General features: G+C 33.4%; 22 protein-coding genes. 12 read left to right on the plus strand and 10 right to left on the minus strand.

The window, feature by feature from the left end; translation table 11 throughout:
- Positions 1–14 precede the first annotated feature (14 nt).
- Positions 15–878 carry a helix-turn-helix domain-containing protein gene (locus tag MST30_RS10560; RefSeq protein ID WP_243471375.1) on the plus strand — a complete coding sequence of 288 codons (864 nt, stop codon included), beginning with the start codon at positions 15–17 and terminating at the stop codon, positions 876–878.
- A 152-nt stretch (positions 879–1,030) separates the two neighbouring features.
- Here the strand turns inward: MST30_RS10560 and MST30_RS10565 are convergent, their stop codons facing one another.
- Both MST30_RS10565 and MST30_RS10570 read right to left on the minus strand, forming a co-directional pair.
- Positions 1,031–3,175: a M3 family metallopeptidase gene (locus MST30_RS10565; protein WP_243471376.1), complete on the minus strand. Its 2,145-nt coding sequence runs from the start codon at positions 3,173–3,175 to the stop codon at positions 1,031–1,033.
- A gap of 62 nt (positions 3,176–3,237) precedes the next feature.
- A complete protein-coding gene (locus tag MST30_RS10570; protein WP_243471377.1) occupies positions 3,238–3,945 on the minus strand; it encodes a peptidylprolyl isomerase in 708 nt (235 codons plus the stop codon).
- 2 nt (positions 3,946–3,947) lie between these two features.
- Here MST30_RS10570 and MST30_RS10575 point away from each other — a divergent pair, with 2 nt between their 5' ends.
- A complete protein-coding gene (locus MST30_RS10575; RefSeq protein WP_243471378.1) occupies positions 3,948–4,589 on the plus strand; it encodes an NUDIX hydrolase in 642 nt (213 codons plus the stop codon).
- A gap of 47 nt (positions 4,590–4,636) precedes the next feature.
- A complete protein-coding gene (locus tag MST30_RS10580; RefSeq protein ID WP_243471379.1) occupies positions 4,637–5,434 on the plus strand; it encodes a lysophospholipid acyltransferase family protein in 798 nt (265 codons plus the stop codon).
- A gap of 98 nt (positions 5,435–5,532) precedes the next feature.
- On the opposite strand, the gene MST30_RS10585 is transcribed toward MST30_RS10580, so the two are convergent.
- A complete protein-coding gene (locus tag MST30_RS10585; protein WP_243471380.1) occupies positions 5,533–6,165 on the minus strand; it encodes a DUF8845 family protein in 633 nt (210 codons plus the stop codon).
- Between the two features lie 4 nt (positions 6,166–6,169).
- Complete coding sequence (locus MST30_RS10590) at positions 6,170–6,664, minus strand: RNA polymerase sigma factor (protein ID WP_243471381.1); 495 nt, start codon at positions 6,662–6,664, stop codon at positions 6,170–6,172.
- A gap of 124 nt (positions 6,665–6,788) precedes the next feature.
- Here MST30_RS10590 and MST30_RS10595 point away from each other — a divergent pair, with 124 nt between their 5' ends.
- Complete coding sequence (locus tag MST30_RS10595; protein WP_243471382.1) at positions 6,789–8,060, plus strand: NAD(P)/FAD-dependent oxidoreductase; 1,272 nt, start codon at positions 6,789–6,791, stop codon at positions 8,058–8,060.
- Positions 8,061–8,063: 3 nt separating this feature from the next.
- Here MST30_RS10595 and MST30_RS10600 read toward each other — a convergent pair whose 3' ends face one another.
- Entirely contained in the window at positions 8,064–8,741 is a 678-nt protein-coding gene (locus tag MST30_RS10600; RefSeq protein ID WP_243471383.1) for a lysoplasmalogenase, read from the minus strand.
- 130 nt (positions 8,742–8,871) lie between these two features.
- Between MST30_RS10600 and MST30_RS10605 the strand changes: the two genes are divergently transcribed.
- Together MST30_RS10605 and MST30_RS10610 are read left to right on the plus strand one after the other, a co-directional pair.
- Positions 8,872–11,022, plus strand: coding sequence for a TonB-dependent receptor (locus tag MST30_RS10605; protein ID WP_243471384.1), 2,151 nt, complete (start codon positions 8,872–8,874; stop codon positions 11,020–11,022).
- 92 nt (positions 11,023–11,114) lie between these two features.
- Positions 11,115–11,843, plus strand: a complete 729-nt coding sequence (locus tag MST30_RS10610) for an energy transducer TonB (protein WP_243471385.1) — start codon at positions 11,115–11,117, stop codon at positions 11,841–11,843.
- 79 nt (positions 11,844–11,922) lie between these two features.
- On the opposite strand, the gene MST30_RS10615 is transcribed toward MST30_RS10610, so the two are convergent.
- Together MST30_RS10615 and MST30_RS10620 are read right to left on the minus strand one after the other, a co-directional pair.
- Positions 11,923–12,447, minus strand: a complete 525-nt coding sequence (locus MST30_RS10615; RefSeq protein WP_243471386.1) for a GNAT family N-acetyltransferase — start codon at positions 12,445–12,447, stop codon at positions 11,923–11,925.
- Positions 12,444–12,998 carry a thioredoxin family protein gene (locus MST30_RS10620; RefSeq protein WP_243471387.1) on the minus strand — a complete coding sequence of 185 codons (555 nt, stop codon included), beginning with the start codon at positions 12,996–12,998 and terminating at the stop codon, positions 12,444–12,446. The genes MST30_RS10615 and MST30_RS10620 overlap by 4 nt, the downstream gene beginning before the upstream one ends.
- A 32-nt stretch (positions 12,999–13,030) precedes the next feature.
- On the opposite strand from MST30_RS10620, the gene MST30_RS10625 reads away from it, so the two are divergent.
- Positions 13,031–13,366: a tRNA-binding protein gene (locus tag MST30_RS10625; protein WP_243471388.1), complete on the plus strand. Its 336-nt coding sequence runs from the start codon at positions 13,031–13,033 to the stop codon at positions 13,364–13,366.
- An 81-nt stretch (positions 13,367–13,447) separates the two neighbouring features.
- Here MST30_RS10625 and MST30_RS10630 read toward each other — a convergent pair whose 3' ends face one another.
- On the minus strand, positions 13,448–13,837 hold the full coding sequence (locus MST30_RS10630) for a PUR family DNA/RNA-binding protein (RefSeq protein WP_243471389.1): 390 nt from the start codon (positions 13,835–13,837) through the stop codon (positions 13,448–13,450).
- Between the two features lie 61 nt (positions 13,838–13,898).
- Positions 13,899–15,656, minus strand: a complete 1,758-nt coding sequence (locus tag MST30_RS10635; RefSeq protein WP_243471390.1) for an ABC transporter ATP-binding protein — start codon at positions 15,654–15,656, stop codon at positions 13,899–13,901.
- A 133-nt stretch (positions 15,657–15,789) separates the two neighbouring features.
- On the opposite strand from MST30_RS10635, the gene MST30_RS10640 reads away from it, so the two are divergent.
- The 4 genes from MST30_RS10640 (at position 15,790) to yajC (ending at position 18,915) form a co-directional block, all read left to right on the plus strand.
- Positions 15,790–16,893 carry a Glu/Leu/Phe/Val family dehydrogenase gene (locus tag MST30_RS10640; RefSeq protein WP_243471391.1) on the plus strand — a complete coding sequence of 368 codons (1,104 nt, stop codon included), beginning with the start codon at positions 15,790–15,792 and terminating at the stop codon, positions 16,891–16,893.
- 92 nt (positions 16,894–16,985) lie between these two features.
- Positions 16,986–17,930, plus strand: coding sequence for a transcription antitermination factor NusB (gene nusB / locus MST30_RS10645; RefSeq protein WP_243471392.1), 945 nt, complete (start codon positions 16,986–16,988; stop codon positions 17,928–17,930).
- Positions 17,931–18,052: 122 nt separating this feature from the next.
- Positions 18,053–18,616: a DUF1573 domain-containing protein gene (locus MST30_RS10650; RefSeq protein WP_243471393.1), complete on the plus strand. Its 564-nt coding sequence runs from the start codon at positions 18,053–18,055 to the stop codon at positions 18,614–18,616.
- 8 nt (positions 18,617–18,624) lie between these two features.
- Positions 18,625–18,915 carry a preprotein translocase subunit YajC gene (gene yajC / locus MST30_RS10655; RefSeq protein WP_243471394.1) on the plus strand — a complete coding sequence of 97 codons (291 nt, stop codon included), beginning with the start codon at positions 18,625–18,627 and terminating at the stop codon, positions 18,913–18,915.
- 71 nt (positions 18,916–18,986) lie between these two features.
- Here yajC and MST30_RS10660 read toward each other — a convergent pair whose 3' ends face one another.
- Positions 18,987–19,586 carry a YdeI/OmpD-associated family protein gene (locus MST30_RS10660; protein WP_243471395.1) on the minus strand — a complete coding sequence of 200 codons (600 nt, stop codon included), beginning with the start codon at positions 19,584–19,586 and terminating at the stop codon, positions 18,987–18,989.
- Positions 19,587–19,778: 192 nt separating this feature from the next.
- On the opposite strand from MST30_RS10660, the gene MST30_RS10665 reads away from it, so the two are divergent.
- Entirely contained in the window at positions 19,779–20,633 is an 855-nt protein-coding gene (locus tag MST30_RS10665; RefSeq protein WP_243471396.1) for a T9SS type A sorting domain-containing protein, read from the plus strand.
- Positions 20,634–20,951: the final 318 nt, after the last annotated feature.

Genomic DNA, 20,951 nt, shown 5'->3' on the forward strand with positions numbered 1-20,951 from the left:
AAAATAAATTTAGTATGGCGCAAATAATTATAGACAAACAAAACGGGGAACTTGCGTTTAGATTAGAAGAGTTAAACGATCTAAGCCAGTTTGATCATTTACAAAGAAGAAATTATTATTCTATCGTTTTGTTATGTGGAATTAGCTATGAACTAAGCGTTGATTTTCAAAGTTTTAAATTGCAAGGAAATCAAATGATTTGTTTGGCTCCGTATCAACCTTTCATGATACGTTCTGAAGAAAAGTGTCAGGGTTATTTATTGAATTTTCATCCCGATTTTTTTTGTACATATAGACATCAAAACGAAATAGAGACCGAGGGATTCCTTTTTAATAATTTCCATGGTTTACCCTATTTTACTGTAAACGAGCAAAGCCTATTTCTTAATTTAATTGATCAAATTTCGAAAGAGATGGACAAAGACTCAATCGCTCAGCATGAAGTTCTTGTGGCATTTTTAAAAGTGTTTTTAATAGAAGCGGTCAGACAAAAGAAACAATTTGATCAACAATTAACTCCCAGATTGTCAGATTCAAAAACAGAAATTTTACAAAATTTAGTCGATGCAATTGAGAGTAATTATTGCAAATTCCATTCTCCCCAAGAATACGCAGATGAACTATGTGTAAGTCCTAAAATTTTAGCCGGTATCGTCAAGAAATATCTCAATCAAACGACTTCATCCTTAATTTCAAATAGGATCATTATTGAGGCGAAACGAGAACTTTATCTAACTTCTAAACCAGTGAAACAAATTGCTGCTTTTTTAGGTTACGACGATGAATTCTATTTCAGTCGTTTTTTTAAAAAGAAGGTAGGAGTATCACCTGATATTTATCGTAAGACAGTTGGTTTTGCTAAACTAGAGTCAAATTAATTACTCACAACAATTGGATATAAGTATTAACTATATCCAACTTATATGTTTATAAGCAACAATTTAAAAAAAATAATAGCATTTGTAGTCAATAACTATAAATAAAAAAGCCACCACTTTGTAGTGATGGCTTTTATTCTATTTAATGTATCCTAATTCTTAGGAACAGGAAATCCTCTATCGCGCATTAAGGCTTCAATATTAGCATCACGTCCTCTAAATAGTCGGTACGCTTTTGCAGGATCCATAGCATTGCGTGGAGCAAACAAATATTTCACTAATTTTTTAGATACACCTTTATCATAAAAACCATCTGGTGCTTCACTAAAATCCTCAGAAGCATCGCTGGTTAATACATCTGCCCACATGTAGCCATAGTAAGCTGTGGCATAGCCTTCACCAGAAAAAACATGTCCAAAATGTGGAGTTCTATGACGCATTGGTAATTCTTTTGGCATCCCTAATTCGTCTAAGGTTTCGCGCTCAAATTTATCAATGTCTATATCGGTTGGGTCTTCTAAGTGTAATTTCATATCAATTAAAGCAGAGGCTAAATATTCAGTTGTGCCAAATCCTTGATTAAAGGTTGCTGCTTTCTTAATTTTTTCTACCAGTTTAGCAGGAATCGGTTCGCCTGTTTTGTAATGTACTAAGAACTGATTAATGACCTTGTCGGTAGATAACCAACGCTCTAACAATTGTGATTGAAATTCGGTATAATCTCTAACTCCTCCTTGTAATGTTGGATACTTTACATCTGCAGCAAAGAAGTGTAAGGCATGGCCAAACTCATGAAAAAATGTTGTGGCATCATCCCAAGAGACTAAAACAGCTTCGCCTGGTGCAGGTTTTACAAAGTTAGAGTTGTTAGATGCTAATACATTGGTTTGTCCTTCAAAAGTGGTAGAACTTCTGTAAGTGTTTGCCCAAGCTCCAGAGCGTTTGCCTTCGCGAGCATAAGGATCTAAGTACCAAAGCCCAATATGTTTGCCAGAGTCTTTGTCAGTGACTTCCCATACCTTAACATCTTCATGAAATACAGGAACAGAACCTTCTTCAACAGGTGTAAATTTATAATTGAAAATCTCACCAGCTACAAAGAACATGGCTTCGGTTAACTTATCGAGTTGAAGGTATTGCTTTACTTCATCGCTGTCTAAATCGTATTTCTTTTTGCGTACTTTTTCGGCATAGTAGCGATAATCCCAAGGTTCTATTGTGATGTTATCACCAAGTTCATCAGCAACAGCTTGCATGTCTGCAACTTCTTCTTTAACTCTTGCAGTTGCTGCTGGCCAAACTTTTAGCATTAAATCCATAGCGTTTTCAGGGTTTTTAGCCATTCGGTCTTGTAACCTCCACTCAGCATAATTGTCATAACCCATTAAGCCAACACGTTCTTTGCGCAGTCTTAAAATTTCTGCAATAATTTTGTTGTTATCGTATTCGTCTCCATTATCGCCTCTAGAGTAATAATTTCTCCAAACTTGCTTACGCAAATCACGTTCGGTAGAGTAGGTAAGGAACGGATCCATTGAAGAGCGTGTATTGGTAATGGCATACATGCCGTCTTTACCTTTATCGGAAGCTATTTTTGCAGCCGATTTTATAAAACCATCAGACAAACCACCAAGTTGGTCTTTGGTTAAGTAGGTAACATAATTTTCTTCATCGTGTAAAACATTGTTAGAAAACTTAGTGTATAGTGAGGATAGTTCTTTGTTAATTTCAGCATAGCGCTTTTTCTTTTCAGCATCAAGGTTGGCACCATTCATTTCAAACTGTTTGTAGGTTAAATCTACAACACGTTGTTCTTGTGGTTCAAGAGGGTTGTTCTGCGATGCTTCATAAACAGCTTTGATACGTTGAAAAAGTTTTTCATTTTGAGAAATCTTAGAACGGAATTCTGAAAGTTTTGGAGCTAATTCTGCTTGAATCTCCCTAAATTCTGGTGAAGACATATTGCTAGACAAAATACCGTAATAGGTAAACACACGGTCTAAAGTTTTGCCTCCACTTTCCATAGCTACAATGGTGTTTTCAAAGGTTGGTGCTTCATCGTTATTGGCAATGGCATCAATTTCTTCTAATTGCAATTCCATACCTTTTTCAACAGCTTCTTTTACATCAGCAACATTCATTTTATCAAAAGCAGGTACGCCTTGGTAAGGTCCTGTCCACTCTTGTAGTAGGATATTTTCGGTCATTGATTTGTCTTCGGTTTTTGGTTCTTCTTTACAACTTGCAAATAGGATAATGCTACTTAAAACGGTAGCTTTAAATGCTTTAGAAATCATTGTTTTAGTTATATTAGTTTTAGACAAACAAGATAAAGAAAATAGCGCAGCAGAATTCTTAATTATTCTATAATTTCTACCTTTCGGATGTAAACATTATCAACAGGCCAATTGCCTTCATCTGTCTTTACAGCGTTGATTTTATCTACCACATCCATGCCGCTTATAACTTCACCAAAAACAGTGTAATCTCCATCGAGATGTTTAGCTTTTTCTCTGTTTACCACAATAAAAAACTGAAATGGAGAGGCGAGTTTGTAGGCATTTTCAATTTCGCTACTTGGCATTGATATTGAGCCACGTTGGTGAGTGTAACCGCGTTTGGTGTCTGGCGGCAAAAGATATTGGCCGATTTTGCGTCGTTTTTTATAGAGGTCTAAGCCATCACTACTTCCTCCTTGTATTATAAAATCTTTTACGACTCTGTAAAATTGTGTACCATCAAAGTACTTGCGTTTGGTAAGATAAATGAAGTTAGATCTATGGAATTTTGTTTTATCGTACAGCTGAATGATTATATCTCCAAAATCGGTTGTGAGTTTTACTTTATCTTCTTTGTGTTCTTTGTCGTATTCCAAAAAGAACTCCATGGCATTGTCATCTGTAAGTACAGGGAATTCTGATGTCTTTTTTACTTTCTTTTTGGGTGCAGGCTTCTCTGTTGTAGTTATTGTATCTTTTACAATCGTTGTATTAGAATTTTTTGAAGTTTGCTTATCTTCACAGTTCCATAAAAAAAGAACGATAATAAACACTAATTGAAATCTCATAAATGTACTTTAATACGTTTTCTGAATCTGTAGTAAAAGTAAAACATCTCCAGCTTTTTGGCGAACAATCGCATGCCAAAATGTCTCCACCTTACCGAATAGATTTAGCTAAACAGATGAGAGCGAAAGCTAAAACAGCTAAAACGGCTGGTGTTATGGCATTGTTTTACCCAAACCAAAAAGCAGAAACACACTTGGTGTTGATTTTAAGAAAGACCTACAAAGGTGTGCACTCTAACCAAGTTGGGTTTCCTGGTGGAAAGTATGAAGATGCTGATGATAATTTGATGATTACAGCATTGCGAGAAACTGAAGAAGAGGTTGGTGTGCCTATGGATAAGGTCAATGTTATTAAGACCATTTCGCCATTATACATACCGCCAAGTAATTTTATGGTGCATCCTTACTTAGGGTTGATGGATACCACACCTGAGTTTATAAAACAAGATGATGAAGTAGAGGATATTCTCGAAATTCACCTTCAGGATTTTTTAAATGACGACAATATCATTACCACCAATGTACAGACGTCTTTAAATGTTAGGGTAGATGTGCCAGCCTTTAAATTGAATGGTCATATTGTTTGGGGAGCAACTGCTATGATGCTCGGTGAAATAAAAGACTTGTTAAAACAAGTTTTATAAATTATCTTATTTGTTACTTTTGTCATTAATAAATACGAAAACTTATAATGGGATTATTTAAAAAAAATCCTTTCGGACATATACTTTGGGTAAAAAAATGGTTAATCAGAATCTTGGGTCTTTTAACGCACAGACGTTTTAGAGGCTTTAATGAGTTACAGATTGAAGGTTCTGAAATCATAAAAAACTTACCAGATACCAACGTACTTTTTATCTCAAATCATCAAACATACTTTGCGGATGTTATTGCTATGTTTCATGTCTTTAATGCCAGCCTTAGCGGACGATTAGATAACATAAAAAATGTTGGATATTTATGGAATCCTAAGCTAAACATGTACTACGTAGCGGCTAAGGAAACCATGAAGTCGGGTTTAATTCCTAAGATTTTTGCTTACACAGGTTCTATTAGCATAGAGCGTACATGGCGCTCACAAGGTAAAGATGTTAATCGCCAGGTAAAAATGAGCGATATTACAGCCATAAAACGCGCATTAGATGATGGTTGGGTGGTTACATTTCCACAAGGAACAACAACACCATTTAAACCAATTAGAAAAGGGACAGCGCATATTATAAAAACGTATAAGCCTTTGGTGGTTCCTATTGTTATTGATGGTTTTAGACGTTCTTTTGATAAAAAAGGATTGCGCATCAAAAAGAAAAATATCTATCAGACTTTTGAAGTAAAAGAACCTTTAGACATAGACTACGAGAATGAATCGATAGCAGAAATTGTTGAAAAAATTGAGTATGCAATTGAGCAGCATCCTTCATTTTTAAAGGTAATTCCACAAGAAGAATTAGAAGAAAAAGAAAGGCTAAATAAACTGCGTGATTGGTAATTTTAGTAGACAGTAGACAGTAGACAGTAGACAGTAGACAGTAGATTCTGTTTATTAATGTCTAAAATTTTAATTAGTCTAAAACTCTAATAGTCTAACTAAACTTCTAGTTTCTTTAGTTCGTTATAATTTCTGTTCAAACGCTTCAAAAGGATACCATAAAGCAGCTTGTAAAATAACCAGATAACTCCTAGGAATATTGCTGTTACTAATATGGTTATAGCTACTAAAATAGTCATTTGGGTAGCATCAAAAGCTGCGACCTGATCATGGAACTCTAGGTTTTGATTGAATTCGAAATACAGAGAAAGCGGTATAGAAATAAAGATCATGATAAGATTATAAAGTACATAATACTTAACAACTTTTCGTGTTCTTAAGATGCTTTCCATTAGTTTTTTTGCATTATCTGTGGTAGATATAGATTTATGGGATTTATAAAGTAAATACACAAACAAGCCAATAATTAAAAAGCCAAAGACCGTAAGTGCTACAAAAAGAGGATTTTCATAGCTTTCATCTAGACGTGCTCGCATTTTATCTGAAAAGGCATAAGGGACATAACTAATAAGCAGCCAAAACACTAGCTCTGCAACACTAATGTAAAACAAGGTTTTTACAATAGACGATGATTTTTTATGCAACATTGGATAAATATCAGAATCTGAATAGTTCTTAAACTTATCCGTTCCTTTATTCCAGTCCCTCTTTAATAATTCTAATTCATCCATAAGTTTACGGATTTAATATTGTTTTTAATTTCTTTTTTACACGGTTCATTTTAACGCGTGCATTGACTTCGGTAATACCTAATGTCTCACTTATTTCTCTATAGTCCTTATCTTCTAAATACAAAAAGACTAAGGCTTTTTCAATATCGTTTAGTTGTTGTACGGCTTGGTACATAAGCTTCAGCTGTTGTTCTTCTGTATCATCGTACGGTTCTGCCTTAATTTTAAATTGAACACTATCAAACTCCTGTGTGTTGATACGTCGTTTCGATTTTCTGTACAGTGTAATGGCTGTATTCAATCCAACACGATACATCCATGTACTAAATTTAGAATCTCCTCTAAACTTAGGATAGGCTTTCCACAGTTGTATGGTTATCTCCTGAAACAAATCGTTATGCGCATCAGCATTGTTGGTATACAAACGGCATACCTTATGTACAATGTTTTGATGCTTTTGCAACTGCTCTACAAAACTATGTTCAAGTTCTTTGTTCAATTACTCATTTGGTTAGTTAACTATATGTAGCTATTATCTAATTATTGTTACACAAATATTAATAAAGTATCATTTCCACACCTTAAATCGTATCTTTGTAAGCATAATTCAACCTATATTTTCTATGAATATTCCTGAATCTAACCTGCCAAGAATTGTCATTGTTGGTGGTGGTTTTGCTGGCATAAATTTAGCAAAAACCTTAGCGAATAAAAATCTTCAAGTTGTACTAATTGACAAACATAACTATCATACGTTTCAACCGCTTTTATATCAGGTATCTAGTTCTGGATTAGAGCCAGATTCTATAGCCTATCCATTACGAAAAATTATAAAGAAACATAAAACTACGTTTTTTAGATTGGCTGAGGTTAACGAAATTCAACCAGAAAACAATACGATAAAAACCACCATTGGAGATTTGTTTTACGACTATTTGGTGTTAGCCACAGGGACCAAAACCAACTTTTTTGGTAATAAAGACATTGGAGCAAACAGTATGCCTATGAAAACAGTGCCGCAAGCACTAAATATTAGGAGTTTAATTCTTCAGAATTTTGAAAAGGCTGCCATAGCAAATACCAAAGCAGAACGTGAAGCTTACCTTAATTTTGTTATTGTTGGAGGCGGACCAACAGGAGTGGAATTGGCTGGTGCTATAGCAGAACTGAAAAATAATATTTTACCAAGGGACTATCGTGATCTTAATCCAAGTGATATGCATATTCACTTATTAGAAGGATCTCCAAGAGTATTGCCTCCTATGAGCGAGCATGCTTCTGAAAAGGCAACAAAATTCTTAAAAGCTCTAGGTGTAAAAGTACATTGTAACACACTTGTTACGGATTATAATGGTTTGGATGTTACTACTAACTCAGATTTAAAAATGCAATCCGAAACCTTAATTTGGGCGGCAGGCGTTACAGGTGCTCCAATTGATGGTTTAAATGCTTCTGCATTGGTAGAGCGTGCTAACAGATATAAGGTAAACGAGTTTAATCAGGTAGAAGGTTATGACAATATTTTTGCCATCGGTGATATTGCGCTTATGACTTCCGAAGATTATCCAAAAGGTCATCCGCAAGTGGCGCAACCAGCCATACAACAAGGGAAACTTTTAGGGAAAAATTTATTGAAATTAATAGAGAAGAAGCCAATGAAGTCTTTTAAGTATTTTGATAAAGGTTCTATGGCTACCATTGGAAGAAATAAAGCCGTTGTAGATTTAAAACCCTATAAGTTTGGTGGATTCTTCGCTTGGTTTATTTGGATGTTTGTACACCTCATGTCTTTAGTAGGTTTTAGAAACAGGGTGATTGTGTTCTTTAATTGGACGTATAATTACATTAACTTTGATAAAGCAGCACGTCTAATAATTAGACCATTTAAAAAGTAAAATTTAGTGTTTTTTCAGTTTTAAAATTCCTAAAACAATTAAATATTGTGCTAAAGCATAGGTAAGCATAATACTGATGTTAGAGAAAGGAATTGGCTGGTAAAATTTATTTAAAGCTAAAATACTGTCAGAAATCATAAAGAAAATGGCACCAATAAAAACCAGATTGTAACTACTGCTGTTTACAATTCCTTTTCTCATAAAAGCAGTAGTTGCCATGCTTAAAATCACAATCATGTATATAATTACAGGCACAAGCATTTCTCCCAAACCATCTTTTAATAAATAGAATAATCCTGAAGCATAGACTAATAGTAGTATCACAAAGCTAAGGATAGATTTTTGTTTGTTTCTATGCTTTAAAAACACCACAATATACATAATGTGAGCTAGAAGGAAAGCGACCAACCCAACCGTAAAAAAGTGAGGTGATTGATCTACAAACATTAAAAGAATATCTCCCAAAACCGAAAATCCTAAAGCCAAAAGTGTAATACGTTTTATGGATTTTGAAATGCCTTCAGACGTTTTTATAAATAAAAATACCAAGCTAATAACTATAGCAGGTTTGGCAATATAGTGTGCTATTTGAAGGCTTTCTGTACTTCCTGTAATGATTTCAAAGAGCACAATTACAAAAAATAGAATACTGAATTGTTTTTCGGTGTTGGTTAGTTTCATGATTTGAAATTAATTAAAAATATTCAATTCGTCCTTTAAAATTTACAGCTCGGTAAAATAGAATTTAGTTAACAATAAGAATGATTGAAGTTTGTCTCGTCAAAACAGAACAAATCAAATCAATCAAAAAATGAACAAGTTAATTACGCTAATAGTTTTAGGTCTCATCAACCTAAGTTATGCTCAAACCACAATTTCTGGAAAAGTATTGGACAATAAAAACCAACCAATAGAAGGAGCAAATATTTATTTAGATGGTACCTATGATGGAGCAACATCAAATGTTGAAGGGCAATTTTCCTTTACAACAGAGGAAACAGGAACACAAGCCTTGGTGGTTTCATTTTTGTCTTACGAGACAAAAACCATTGTAGATGATGTTTCAAAATTTACTAACATTACCATTATTCTTAGGGAAGATGTAGAATCTTTAGATGCTGTGGTTTTGAGTGCAGGTACGTTTGAAGCTAACGACAATAGTAAAGTTTCTGTTTTAAAACCTTTGGACGTTGTGACTACAGCAAGCGCGCTAGGCGATTTTGTTGGTGCATTGCAAACCTTGCCAGGAACTTCTAATGTGTCTGAGGATGGACGTTTGTTTGTGCGTGGTGGTAATGCCGACGAAACGCAAATTTTTATTGATGGTATTAGGGTCTTTACACCGTATTCACCAACAGCAAACAATATTCCGACTCGAGGACGCTATTCGCCATTTTTATTTGATGGTATTACGTTTTCAACAGGTGGTTATTCTTCAGAATTTGGTCAGGCATTATCTAGTGTTTTACTATTAAATACTATTGATGAGCCAGTTCAGGAAAAAACAGATATTGGTTTAATGACCGTTGGTGCTGCTTTAGGAAATACTCAAAAGTGGGAACGTTCTTCATTGAGCTTTAACGCAACCTATATTAATCTAGCACCTTATTTAGCAGTTTTTAAAGATAGAAATGAATGGGAAACTCCTTACCAAGGAGCTCAAGGTGAAATGGTTTATAGATATCGTCTTAACAATGGTATGCTAAAATTTTATGCCGCTTTTGATACTGCAAAATTTCAATTAACTCAAGAGGATATTAATCTAGAGGAAGGTTTAGATTTTAAATTGAACAATAACAACTTCTATCTTAATACATCATATAAAGGAATTTTGGAAAATAACTGGACCTTGAGCACAGGACTAAGCTATACCTATGCAAAAAATGATTTGGGTGTGATGACAAGTGATATTGAAAATGCCGAAAACTCAGCTCACTTAAAACTGAAATTAAAGAAGCGATTTAATAGTAGATTTAAGTTAAATTTTGGAGTAGAGCAGTTTATTACAGATTTTAATGAAGACTATAAAGAAGAAACAGTAGACGTAACTTATGGCTTTGACAACAACATAACAGCAGGCTTTGCTGAAGCAGATTTAATCTTTTCAAAAGACTTAGCTTTAAAAGTAGGATTACGCGCAGATTACAGTTCAATATTTAGTGATCTGGATATTTCACCAAGAGCTGCCTTGGCTTACAAAACTTCTAAAAACGGACAAATGTCTTTAGCATATGGTAACTTTTACCAAAATCCTAATAGTTCAATACTAAAGTTTAATCAGGATTTAAAGGCTGAAAAAACGTCTCACTACATATTAAACTACCAATACGTCAATGATGGTAAGATTTTTAGAGCAGAAGCTTATAGAAAAGACTACGATAACTTAGTGAAGTTTGATACAGAAATGACGTCATTCGATAGCAATTACAATTATAATGGAGATGGTTATGCGCAAGGATTGGATGTGTTTTGGAGAGATAACACAAGTATTAAAAATCTGGATTATTGGGTGAGTTATTCTTATTTAGATACTGAGCGTAACTATAGAAATTTTGAAACATCAGCGCAACCAGTATATGCTACAAATCATAATTTATCTATTGTTGGTAAATATTGGATAGATAGTTGGAAAAGTCAGGTAGGGCTCAGTTATGGCTTTTCTTCAGGAAGGCCTTATACTAATCCTAATACAAACGAATTTTTAGGTGAACGCACAAAATCCTTTAATAGCTTGAGTGTTAATTGGGCATACTTACTAGATCAGCAAAAGATATTGTATTTCTCTGTAAATAATGTTTTAGGGTTTAATAATGTAAACGGTTATCAATATGCCAATACTACTGATATTAATGGACAGTTTAATAGAAGAGCTTTAAAGCCAGCCCAAGATCAGTTCTTTTTTGTCGGCTTCTTCTGGACCATTAGTGAAGATGGTAATGACAACCAGTTAGACAATCTCTAAAATGTTAAAATAGTGGGTTAATTTCAAACATGATAAATGTCATATGTTTTACGCTTTATGATGGGTAACTTTATACTATAAAATTAAACGTCATGGAACTAAAGAAGAACCCAAGAGCCAATGTAGGTCGAAACAGCAGTTTATATTTTGCTGTTGGCTTAAACGTAATGTTACTCCTTACATACTTAGGATTAGAACATAAGACTTACGAAACAGAGACAACTAAGGTTGATGTCTTAATGTTGACAGAGCAGTTGGAAGAAGATATTCCTATTACGACTATTAATATTCCACCTCCACCTCCACCACAAAAAACGATAGTTTCTGAAGCTATAACTGTAGTAGAAAACGTTGATGAAATAGAAGAAACAGTTATTGAAAGTAGTGAGATAGGACAAGACGATGTTATTGAAGAACGTGTAGTAAGCGTTGAAGACGTAGAAGTAGAAGAAGTAGAGGAAGATATAGAAGTACCATTTGCGGTTATCGAAAAAGTACCTCAATTCCCAGGGTGTACAGGTAATAATGCTGAGTTAAAGGCTTGTTTCCAAAGAAAAATGCAAGAGCACTTGCATAAACACTTTAGATATCCTGCTGCTGCAGCTGAACTTAATATTCAAGGTAGAGTATTTGTATTCTTCTTAATAGATAAGAATGGTAAAGTAGCTAAAATTCAAACACGTGGACCTAATGATTTATTAGAAAACGAAGCAGAACGTATTATAAGCTTACTGCCAAAAATGGAACCAGGCAAACAACGTAACAAACCAGTAGGTGTTCCTTATAGTATACCAATCAACTTTAAACTACAACAACAATAATAAATTAAATTCATTATATATGGTTTAGACAAGTTTTTGATTGATTGCAAAACCCCTTTGAAATAAGGGGTTTTGTTATTTATAGATTTGGATTTTCTAAGACATACCAATTACAAAGTTCATTGTCGAAGGTGAATGTGCCTGATGGTTTCAAGCCTATTTTCTTTAGAATTATATTAGAAACCGTATGCTTGGCATAAGCAGCAGCACAAATTTCTTTTAGTTTTAAATCGTTAAAGCCATAATCTAAAGATGCTATTGCAGCTTCAGTTGCGTAACCGTGTCCCCAAAATTTCTCTTTAAGTCTGTAGCCTAAATCATAATAATCAAATTCTTCACGTACTTCGCGCTCAAATTTTAGTCCAGACCAACCTACAAACTCACCAGTATCTTTTTTGATTATAGCCAAACGACCAACTCCGTTATCTTTATACTGCTGTAAAATACTTTTTATATAACCACGAGATTGCTCAATAGAAGTTACAGGATTGTTCCCTAAAAATTCATGCACTTTAGGGTTAGAGTCCATCTCAAAAAAGTCTTGGTCATCGTCTTCATTGATAGGTCTAAGGTAGAGGCGTTTGGTTTCTAGTTTTAGGTTCATTTCCATTTAATATTACAACCCATACTAGGTTTTTGGTTTGGGTTTATGGTTTCATTATTTAAAAGTGCATCAATAGCAGCTCTTAAATCTTTACCAGTAACAGGAATATCATTTCCGGGTCTTGATCCATCTAGTTGGCCAGCATAAACCAGTTTTAAATCTTCATCAAACAAGAAAAAATCTGGTGTGCATGCAGCATCATAAGCTTTTGCTATTTCTTGTGTTTCATCATATAAATACGGAAAAGGGTAGTGGTTTTCTTCAGCATGGATTTTCATTTTATCAGGACTATCCTGCGGATAATTTTCTACATCATTACTCGAAATGGCAATGCAATTAATACCTTTAGCTTTATAGTCATTAGCCAATTTTACTAATGCTTCATTTATATGAATAACATAAGGGCAGTGGTTGCATATAAACATAACTAAAGTGCCTTCTTTGCCTTTTAGTTGGGTTAGTGACTTTGTTTCATTGTCTTTAGTATCCACTAAGTTAAAGTTTGGAGCTATTGTACCCAAAGGCAACATATTTGATGGTGTTAATGCCATTATTTTATAATAAGAATTATTAATTTTATCGCATGGATAATATAATAACATTTGAAGACTTTACAAAGGTAGATTTAAGAGTAGGAACTGTTATAGAGGTTAACGATTTTCCCAATGCCAGAAAGCCAGCTTACCAGCTAACTATAGATTTTGGTGACTTAGGTGTCAGAAAATCTTCTGCTCAAATTACTACACAGTACACAAAAGAAGATTTAGAAAACCGTCAGATTATAGCTGTTGTGAATTTTCCAAAAAAGCAAATCGCCAATTTTATGAGTGAGTGCCTTGTTGTTGGTGCTGTAAAAGAGAATGACGTCTTTTTATTACAACCAGAGCATAAGGTAAAAAATGGCTCTCAGGTGTCTTAATAAATTATTTTGAAGTAATATTTAAAGCAAAAAAAAACCGTTACAATGTGTAACGGCTTTTTTATTTAATAGAAGTTAATTCTAAATATCGTCAAAACTTATGTCGGTGAAACTTTCAGTTCCGTTTAAGTCTTGTGATGTTTTTGCCTCTTGAGCAACAAAATCATCTTCGCGTTTAAAATCTCTTTGGTGACGCTCGCTGATGACTTCTTCTCCTTTTTCATTGACGATATAATCTGTCATTTCAGCTAAAATTTCTCTAAACTCAGAAAAATCTTCTTTGTATAGATAAATTTTGTGCTTCTTGTAGTGATAAGACCCGTCGTCGTTAGTAAATTTTTTGCTTTCGGTAATGGTTAGGTAGTAGTCTCCTGCTTTTGTAGCTCTTACATCAAAGAAATAAGTTCGTCTGCCTGCGCGTAAAACTTTAGAATAAATTTCTTCTTTATCCGTCATTTCATAATCGCTCATAAATCAATCTTTTTTTAATTTAAAATCAAAAATCTGAAAAAAAAGTAAACTGACAAATAATTTATTGCATTTCTTTTTCCGAGAGTTGCTTTGTATAAAGCTCTTTATAATAGCCATCCACATTGATAAGATTTTCATGATTTCCGGTCTGTATCACCTTACCATCTTCTAAAACAATTATTTGATCAGCATTTTTTGCAGAGGATACACGATGGCTAACAATGATTGTAGTTTTATCTTTAGTGAGTCGTACTAAATTTTTAAGAATTTTTTCTTCGGTTTCTGTATCTACGGCAGATAAACAATCGTCAAACAGAAGAATTTCTGGCTTTTTAATAATTGCTCTTGCGATTGATACACGTTGTTTCTGTCCGCCAGAAAGTGTTATGCCACGTTCACCCAAAACCGTATCGTAGCCTTTACTAAAACCTGTGATATTTTTATGAACTTTAGCATCTTTTGCAGCTTCAATAACTTCATCGTCTGTGGCATCTTCTTTACCAAATTTAATGTTGTTTTTTATAGTGTCTGAAAACAAAAAGGCATCCTGTGGTACATAGCCAATGCTTTCTCTTAGACTGTATAGGTTAAGCTCTGAGATTTTTTTGTTATCTATTAAAATACTGCCATTATCAATGTCATAAAGTCTACCAATGAGGTCTAGAATTGTAGATTTTCCAGAACCTGTTTTACCTAATATGGCTAAGGTTTTACCTGATTTTAATGTGAAACTAACGTCTTTTAAAGCTTTGATATTAGTGTCAGGATAAACAAAGGAAACATTCTTAAATTCGATATCACCTTTAATAGGTGTAAGTTCATTTACGGTATTCTGAATTTCGGGCTCGGTTTTTAAAAATTCATTAATACGTTCTTGAGAGGCTTCTGCTTGTTGTACTAATGAAGTTACCCAACCAACCGTAGCAACAGGCCAAGTGAGCATGTTCACATATATGATGAACTCAGCTATGGTACCAATATTCTCAATTTCACCATTCATATATTGCATTCCTCCAGCGTATATAACGATGAGGTTGCTAACGCCAATCAATAGAATCATTAAAGGAAAAAAGAGTGCCTGTACCTTGGTAAGGTTAATTTGTTTTTGACGGTTTTCAGCAGAAAGTCCTTCGAATTCAGAATTAGTTTTTGGCTCTATACCATAAGATTTTATAACTGAAATCCCACTAAAGGTTTCTTGAGCATAAGTAGACAGTGTTGATAACGATTGTTGAACAATGGTACTACGTTTATTAATCAACCTACTTAGTTTATAAATAGATACCGATAAAATAGGTAAAGGCAATAGCGTATATAGTGTTAGCTTTGGAGCTGTATTCACCATATAAATAATAGCTACTGTAAATAAAGTAATAGTGTTAATGGTGTACATTAAAGCAGGACCTACATACATACGTACCTTACCAACATCTTCACTAATACGGTTCATTAAGTCTCCAGTTCGGTTAGATTTATAAAAATTTAGAGATAGAACCTGATAGTGTTGATAGATTTCATTTTTTAAGTCATATTCAATGTACCTAGAGACATTGATAATGGTTTGTCGCATTAAAAAAGTAAATACACCAGCAACAACAGCAGCTCCAATAATTAATAAAACATTTGTAATGAGGTCTGTTTTAAAAACTTCATATGTGATTTTACCGTCTAGCCTGTCTGAGATGATATTAATAGAATCTCCAACAAAACGAGGTGTAAATAAGACAAATATTTTAGAAACTATGGTAATGATTACACCAATAATTAATCGATATCTGTATTTGTAAAAGTATTTATTTAGATGTTTTAGTGCTTTCATACTGCATTTGGTCGGTCAAAAGTATTATGATAATCTTATTTTGACGTTAATATTTTGCTAATCCTCTAATTATAATTTATTTTTGCACGCTGTTTTTAAATAATTTTCAAACAGCCTTAAATCTTAATCAATAATGACTTCAGAATTAATAAGTTCTAAGGAACTTTCAAAAGCAGATCCTGTATTTGGTCAGGTTTCATTTGATGACCACGAACAAATCGTTTTCTGCAACGACAAAGATACTGGTTTAAAAGCTATAATTGGTATTCACAATACTGTTTTAGGTCCTGCTTTAGGAGGTACCAGAATGTGGAATTATAGCAATGAGTGGGAAGCACTTAACGATGTGCTACGTCTTTCTCGTGGAATGACCTTTAAATCTGCTATAACAGGATTAAATCTTGGTGGTGGTAAGGCTGTTATCATAGGAGATGCAAAAACGCAAAAAACACCAGAGTTGATGCGTCGTTTTGGTGAGTTTGTACACTCTTTAAGTGGTAAATATATTACCGCTGAAGATGTAGGTATGGCAACCGAAGATATGGATACGGTAAGAGAAGTAACTCCATATGTTACAGGTATTTCAGAAAGTAAAGGTGGTGCTGGTAACCCTTCGCCAATTACAGCTTACGGCGTATTTATGGGTATGAAAGCTGCAGCAAAATTCAAATACGGTTCTGATGTGTTAGAAGACAAGTCGGTATACGTACAAGGTATTGGTCATGTTGGTGAAGCGCTTGTGGAGCATCTTATTAATGAAGGTGCAAAAGTTACTATTGCAGATATCAATCAAGAGCGTTTAGAAGAAATACGTTCTAAGTATGGTGCAACTATATATGGTGGTAATGATATTTATAGTGAGCCTATGGATATTTATGCACCTTGTGCTTTGGGAGCTACCATAAATGATGATACGATATACAGATTACAAGCTGATATTATTGCAGGTGCTGCAAACAACCAGTTGGCAGAAGAAGATAAACACGGTAGAATTTTACAAGATAGAGGTATTGTTTATGCACCAGATTTTTTAATTAATGCAGGCGGAATTATTAATGTTTATGCAGAGTTAGAAAATTACGACAGACAAGAAATAATGCGTAAAACGGAAAATATTTATAATACTACGCTAGAGATTTTAGATAATGCTAAAGTTAACAGCCTAACAACACATGCTGCGGCATTAAATATAGCAAGAGAGCGTATAGAAACTCGTAAAAGAGAAAATTCTAAATAATTTTTTTACGACTTAAATAATAGTATTTTTGCAAGGTGAATCGGAACACGATTCACCTTTTTTAGTAACCTATATAAAGTAGTTCTGTATACATGCTTAACAGAAGACACATTAGAATAAAAGTAATGCAATCGTTGTATGCTTTTAAAGGCCATGAAAGTGATGATTTGGCAAAAGACGAAAAATTTTTAATGCACAGTTTAGACGGCATGTTAGATCTATACTTTTCTATCCTAGCTTTGTTAACAGAGCTGCACAAAAAGAGTAAGAACTATAATGAAAAACTCCAGAAAAAGTTATTAGGTTCAGATTCAGACAGAAACCCAAACACCAAGTTTCAGGATAATTTATTGCTAAATATTATTAGTGATAATAAAATGCTGCAAGAGGTTATTTCAAAACGAAAATTAAACTTTTGGGATCTCGATTTTGAGTATGTAGATATACTTTTCAAAGATATTAAAAACAGTAAGCTCTATGAAGATTACATAAGTAATCCTGAAACAGATTTAAAAACTGATAAAAAATTCATCATAGATATTTACACAGAAATTATAGCACCTAACGATAAGCTTTATGATTATTTTGAAGATAAAAAGCTTACTTGGGTAGATGATTTCCCTGTGGTAAACACAGTACTTTTAAAAGTGTTGGGCAAAATAAAACTTACTTCACCAGAAACTAAGTTAATTCCTGACTTATACAAGGACGAAGACGATAAAGAATTTGCAAAAGAATTATTCAAAAAAACAATATTGAATAACTCAAAATTTGCTGAAGAGATTTCTAAAAAAACCACAAACTGGGATACGGAGCGTCTAGCAAGTTTAGATGGTTTGTTGTTGAAAATGGCATTGTGTGAGTTTCAAAAATTCCCGTCTATTCCACACAAGGTAACCATTAACGAATACCTAGAAATAGCTAAAGAATACTCAACACCAAAAAGTAGCTTATTCATCAATGGTATACTAGACAAAATCGTAAAAGAATACCAATCCAAAGCCTTACATCCTAAAACAGGAAGAGGTTTAATGTAATAGGTTGTGTAGTATATTTCTTTCGTAAACTTGTTAAGGACATTCTAAAAGTTTTAATTGCTGGGAATAATTATTACCTTTGGCAACTTAGAAAATCAATAGTATTAATTAAAATATAAGTAATGAAAAAGATTATCCTAGGATTTAGTGCATTATGCATGGTAGCTTTTACTTCTTGTAAAGAAGATGCAGCTAGTAAAGTAAATTCAGAAAATGTAGCTGTTGCTGCAGAGAGAGATGCCAATGCTGGTAACTTCCCAGTAATGAATTTAGATAAAACTGTACACGATTTTGGTACAATTGAAAATGGTACTCCAGTAGAAACAATTTTTAAGTATACAAACACTGGTAACTCTATGCTTGTAGTAAGTAATATTAAGAGTACATGTGGTTGTACTGTACCATCTAATTATACAAGAGAAGTTGCACCAGGAGAAACAGGTGAGTTTACTGTGAAGTTTAATGGTAAAGGAAATGGTAAAGTAACTAAGTCTTTAACAATTACTTCTAATACAGAAAAAGGTACTGAGGTTGTTAAAATTACAGCAAATGTAAATAACCCTGAAGCAGCAAAAAAAGCAGCAGAAAGAAAGGCAGCAGCACAGAGTGCTACACCAACAAATCCAATGCTTAACGCAAAAAAAACATCTACTAAGCCTGGTCACGAAGGGCATAACCACGACTAATATTTAATATGGAAGGATTAGGTTCATTTTTACCATTTATAGCCATTTTCGCTGTGATGTATTTCTTTATGATTGCACCACAAATGAAACGTCAGAAACAAGAAAAAAAGTTTGCTAGCGAATTGAAACGTGGAGATCGTATAATTACCAAAAGTGGAATGCACGGCAAAGTTGTAGAGTTAAACGATAAGGATAACAGTTGCGTTATTGAAACGTTAGCTGGAAAAATTAAATTTGATCGCTCTGCAATTTCAATGGAAATGAGTAAAAAGCTAAACGAACCAGCCAAAGTAAAGTAAGCTGGGAATACATAAAGACAAAATGCCACTCTTTTTAGAGTGGCATTTTGTCTTTATTAAAGGTATATAGTTTAGCAGTTTTTGTATTTATCATGCAAGCCTTTTTGTTCCAAAATCATAGGAATAATTTTCTCTAAGCGTTTAGTTTTGGTAGCTTCTCTTTTGGCTTCAGATATGTGTTCACAATATTCGCGCTTACATGATGCTGACAGCTTTTCAAAAGCTTGTTTTAGCTCATCATTTTTTGATAAGACATTTTCTAATTCTTGTGGAATTACTACTGGCTTCGTATTACGTTGGGGTTTCATTTCTTTGCCTAAACGTTGATTTTCAATAGCTTCCTTTACATAATTTAAAACCGCACTCTTGTTGATATCCGCTTTAGATTCAAACCGCATTTGCCGTAAAGCTTTGGTCTTGTTTTCTTGAGCGTTGATAAGTAGGTTGGCATCATCTTTTAAAAATACACCTTGAAAAAACCATATGCCAAAATGATGTTTAAAAGCGCCTAAGCCAATAACGTTTTTACTATTTAATGTATAAGTAGGAGCACTCCATTTAAGGGTTTCTTCTAATTCTGTAGAGTTAAGGATATCACGGAGAATAGTAAGCTCTTCAGCAAAGTGCGCATTCACTTCTATGTATTCTTCAACGGATGAGACTTTTTTCATCTTTAATTGAGATTAGTACTCAAATTTATATTTTTAATTTTATTTCCTAAATTTTTATAAAATAAATCACTTTTGTTGATGTGCAAATTTTGATTAAGTTTACATTAATAAGTTTGCTCTATCTACAATTTCTACTTCTTCATTTTAAATGTTGGTTATGGTATTTTTTTAATCAACTAATATTTTGGCATAATGAAGAATTCACATTATATCATCTTTACGTTCACATTTTTACTTTTATTTATTCATATTAAACCTCATGTGAGAAACTCAGGGAGGAGCTATGAAAATGTGAATTTTGAAATTACATCAGTTTCACCAGCAAATGATTTAACAAGTCTAGGGCAATTACGATTATCACTTTACGAAAGTAGTGCTTTAGTAAATAACGAAACCGCTGCAGATGGAGTGTTGATTTTGTTTGATACCAATGGTAATAATGATGTCGATGCCAATGATGCTCCAGATATTACAAATCTTGACGAAAATTTTTCTATTAATAACAATGGTGTATTACTGAGTATAGAAAGTAGAGCAGCTCCAGTAGATCAAGAAGAAATTCAGTTAGAGGTTAATACCTACCGAAATACTAACTATACAATAGTGGGAGAAGGTATTTCTATGCAAGATGCTGTTGCATTTCTTTACGATAATTACACGGGTGCTAGTACTGAAATTCCACAAAATGGAACAATAAATTACGACTATTCTATTGATTCTGGTATTGCTGAGTCGATTGCTAGTAATCGTTTTAAAATTATTTTTGTTGTCGAAACATTATCCATTAGTAATAGTGATTTAGATGAGATATTGCTATATCCCAACCCAATTCATCTAGGTAAGTTTTATATAAACATTCCATTGGGTATGGATGATCTTAATGTTTCTATATACAACATATTAGGGTCTAAGTTGTATTCTGTTAGTGGATATACAGGAGGTAGTACAATAAATATTGATACGGATGATATGCTAAGTGAGGGTACTTACTTTGTGGAGTTTAAATCTCAAGGTAAAACAATGGTTAAGAAGTTGGTTGTTAATTGATTATTGTTTGTTTTTAACTAGAAAAAATGAAGAATAAATAAACTTACCTATTAATTATTATGATTAATTTATTTTATTTCTAAAAATGTTACTGATACCATTTTATCTGTATTTCATCGAATAATATAAATCATTTTTTTTTAACATTTTTTTTTGATTAGTTTTATGAAGGTTTAACCAACCGTTCTAGAAGTGATTAATAGCAAACAATCGCTCTAATTCTAACCGTAAATAAGCAATTTTTTAGTGTCCCTATGGATACTAAATATCATTTTGCTCAGTCTATTGTGTTGTGGCTAATACTAACAAATAACCATT

This window comes from Winogradskyella sp. MH6 (genome assembly GCF_022810765.1).
GTDB lineage: Bacteria > Bacteroidota > Bacteroidia > Flavobacteriales > Flavobacteriaceae > Winogradskyella.

What these genes read in the sequence shown, in the direction of transcription:
- MST30_RS10630 (WP_243471389.1), bottom strand. Translation starts at nt 13,837, where the DNA reads ATGAGCGATTATGAAATGACGGATAAAGAAGAAATTTATTCTAAAGTT.
- MST30_RS10585 (WP_243471380.1), bottom strand. Translation starts at nt 6,165, where the DNA reads ATGGATGAATTAGAATTATTAAAGAGGGACTGGAATAAAGGAACGGAT.
- MST30_RS10650 (WP_243471393.1), top strand. Translation starts at nt 18,053, where the DNA reads ATGAAAAAGATTATCCTAGGATTTAGTGCATTATGCATGGTAGCTTTT.
- nusB (WP_243471392.1), top strand. Translation starts at nt 16,986, where the DNA reads ATGCTTAACAGAAGACACATTAGAATAAAAGTAATGCAATCGTTGTAT.
- MST30_RS10625 (WP_243471388.1), top strand. Translation starts at nt 13,031, where the DNA reads ATGGATAATATAATAACATTTGAAGACTTTACAAAGGTAGATTTAAGA.
- MST30_RS10595 (WP_243471382.1), top strand. Translation starts at nt 6,789, where the DNA reads ATGAATATTCCTGAATCTAACCTGCCAAGAATTGTCATTGTTGGTGGT.
- MST30_RS10665 (WP_243471396.1), top strand. Translation starts at nt 19,779, where the DNA reads ATGAAGAATTCACATTATATCATCTTTACGTTCACATTTTTACTTTTA.
- MST30_RS10570 (WP_243471377.1), bottom strand. Translation starts at nt 3,945, where the DNA reads ATGAGATTTCAATTAGTGTTTATTATCGTTCTTTTTTTATGGAACTGT.
- MST30_RS10620 (WP_243471387.1), bottom strand. Translation starts at nt 12,998, where the DNA reads ATGGCATTAACACCATCAAATATGTTGCCTTTGGGTACAATAGCTCCA.
- MST30_RS10560 (WP_243471375.1), top strand. Translation starts at nt 15, where the DNA reads ATGGCGCAAATAATTATAGACAAACAAAACGGGGAACTTGCGTTTAGA.
- MST30_RS10640 (WP_243471391.1), top strand. Translation starts at nt 15,790, where the DNA reads ATGACTTCAGAATTAATAAGTTCTAAGGAACTTTCAAAAGCAGATCCT.
- MST30_RS10580 (WP_243471379.1), top strand. Translation starts at nt 4,637, where the DNA reads ATGGGATTATTTAAAAAAAATCCTTTCGGACATATACTTTGGGTAAAA.
- MST30_RS10605 (WP_243471384.1), top strand. Translation starts at nt 8,872, where the DNA reads ATGAACAAGTTAATTACGCTAATAGTTTTAGGTCTCATCAACCTAAGT.
- MST30_RS10635 (WP_243471390.1), bottom strand. Translation starts at nt 15,656, where the DNA reads ATGAAAGCACTAAAACATCTAAATAAATACTTTTACAAATACAGATAT.
- MST30_RS10565 (WP_243471376.1), bottom strand. Translation starts at nt 3,175, where the DNA reads ATGATTTCTAAAGCATTTAAAGCTACCGTTTTAAGTAGCATTATCCTA.
- MST30_RS10575 (WP_243471378.1), top strand. Translation starts at nt 3,948, where the DNA reads ATGTACTTTAATACGTTTTCTGAATCTGTAGTAAAAGTAAAACATCTC.
- MST30_RS10610 (WP_243471385.1), top strand. Translation starts at nt 11,115, where the DNA reads ATGGAACTAAAGAAGAACCCAAGAGCCAATGTAGGTCGAAACAGCAGT.
- yajC (WP_243471394.1), top strand. Translation starts at nt 18,625, where the DNA reads ATGGAAGGATTAGGTTCATTTTTACCATTTATAGCCATTTTCGCTGTG.
- MST30_RS10615 (WP_243471386.1), bottom strand. Translation starts at nt 12,447, where the DNA reads ATGAACCTAAAACTAGAAACCAAACGCCTCTACCTTAGACCTATCAAT.
- MST30_RS10600 (WP_243471383.1), bottom strand. Translation starts at nt 8,741, where the DNA reads ATGAAACTAACCAACACCGAAAAACAATTCAGTATTCTATTTTTTGTA.
- MST30_RS10660 (WP_243471395.1), bottom strand. Translation starts at nt 19,586, where the DNA reads ATGAAAAAAGTCTCATCCGTTGAAGAATACATAGAAGTGAATGCGCAC.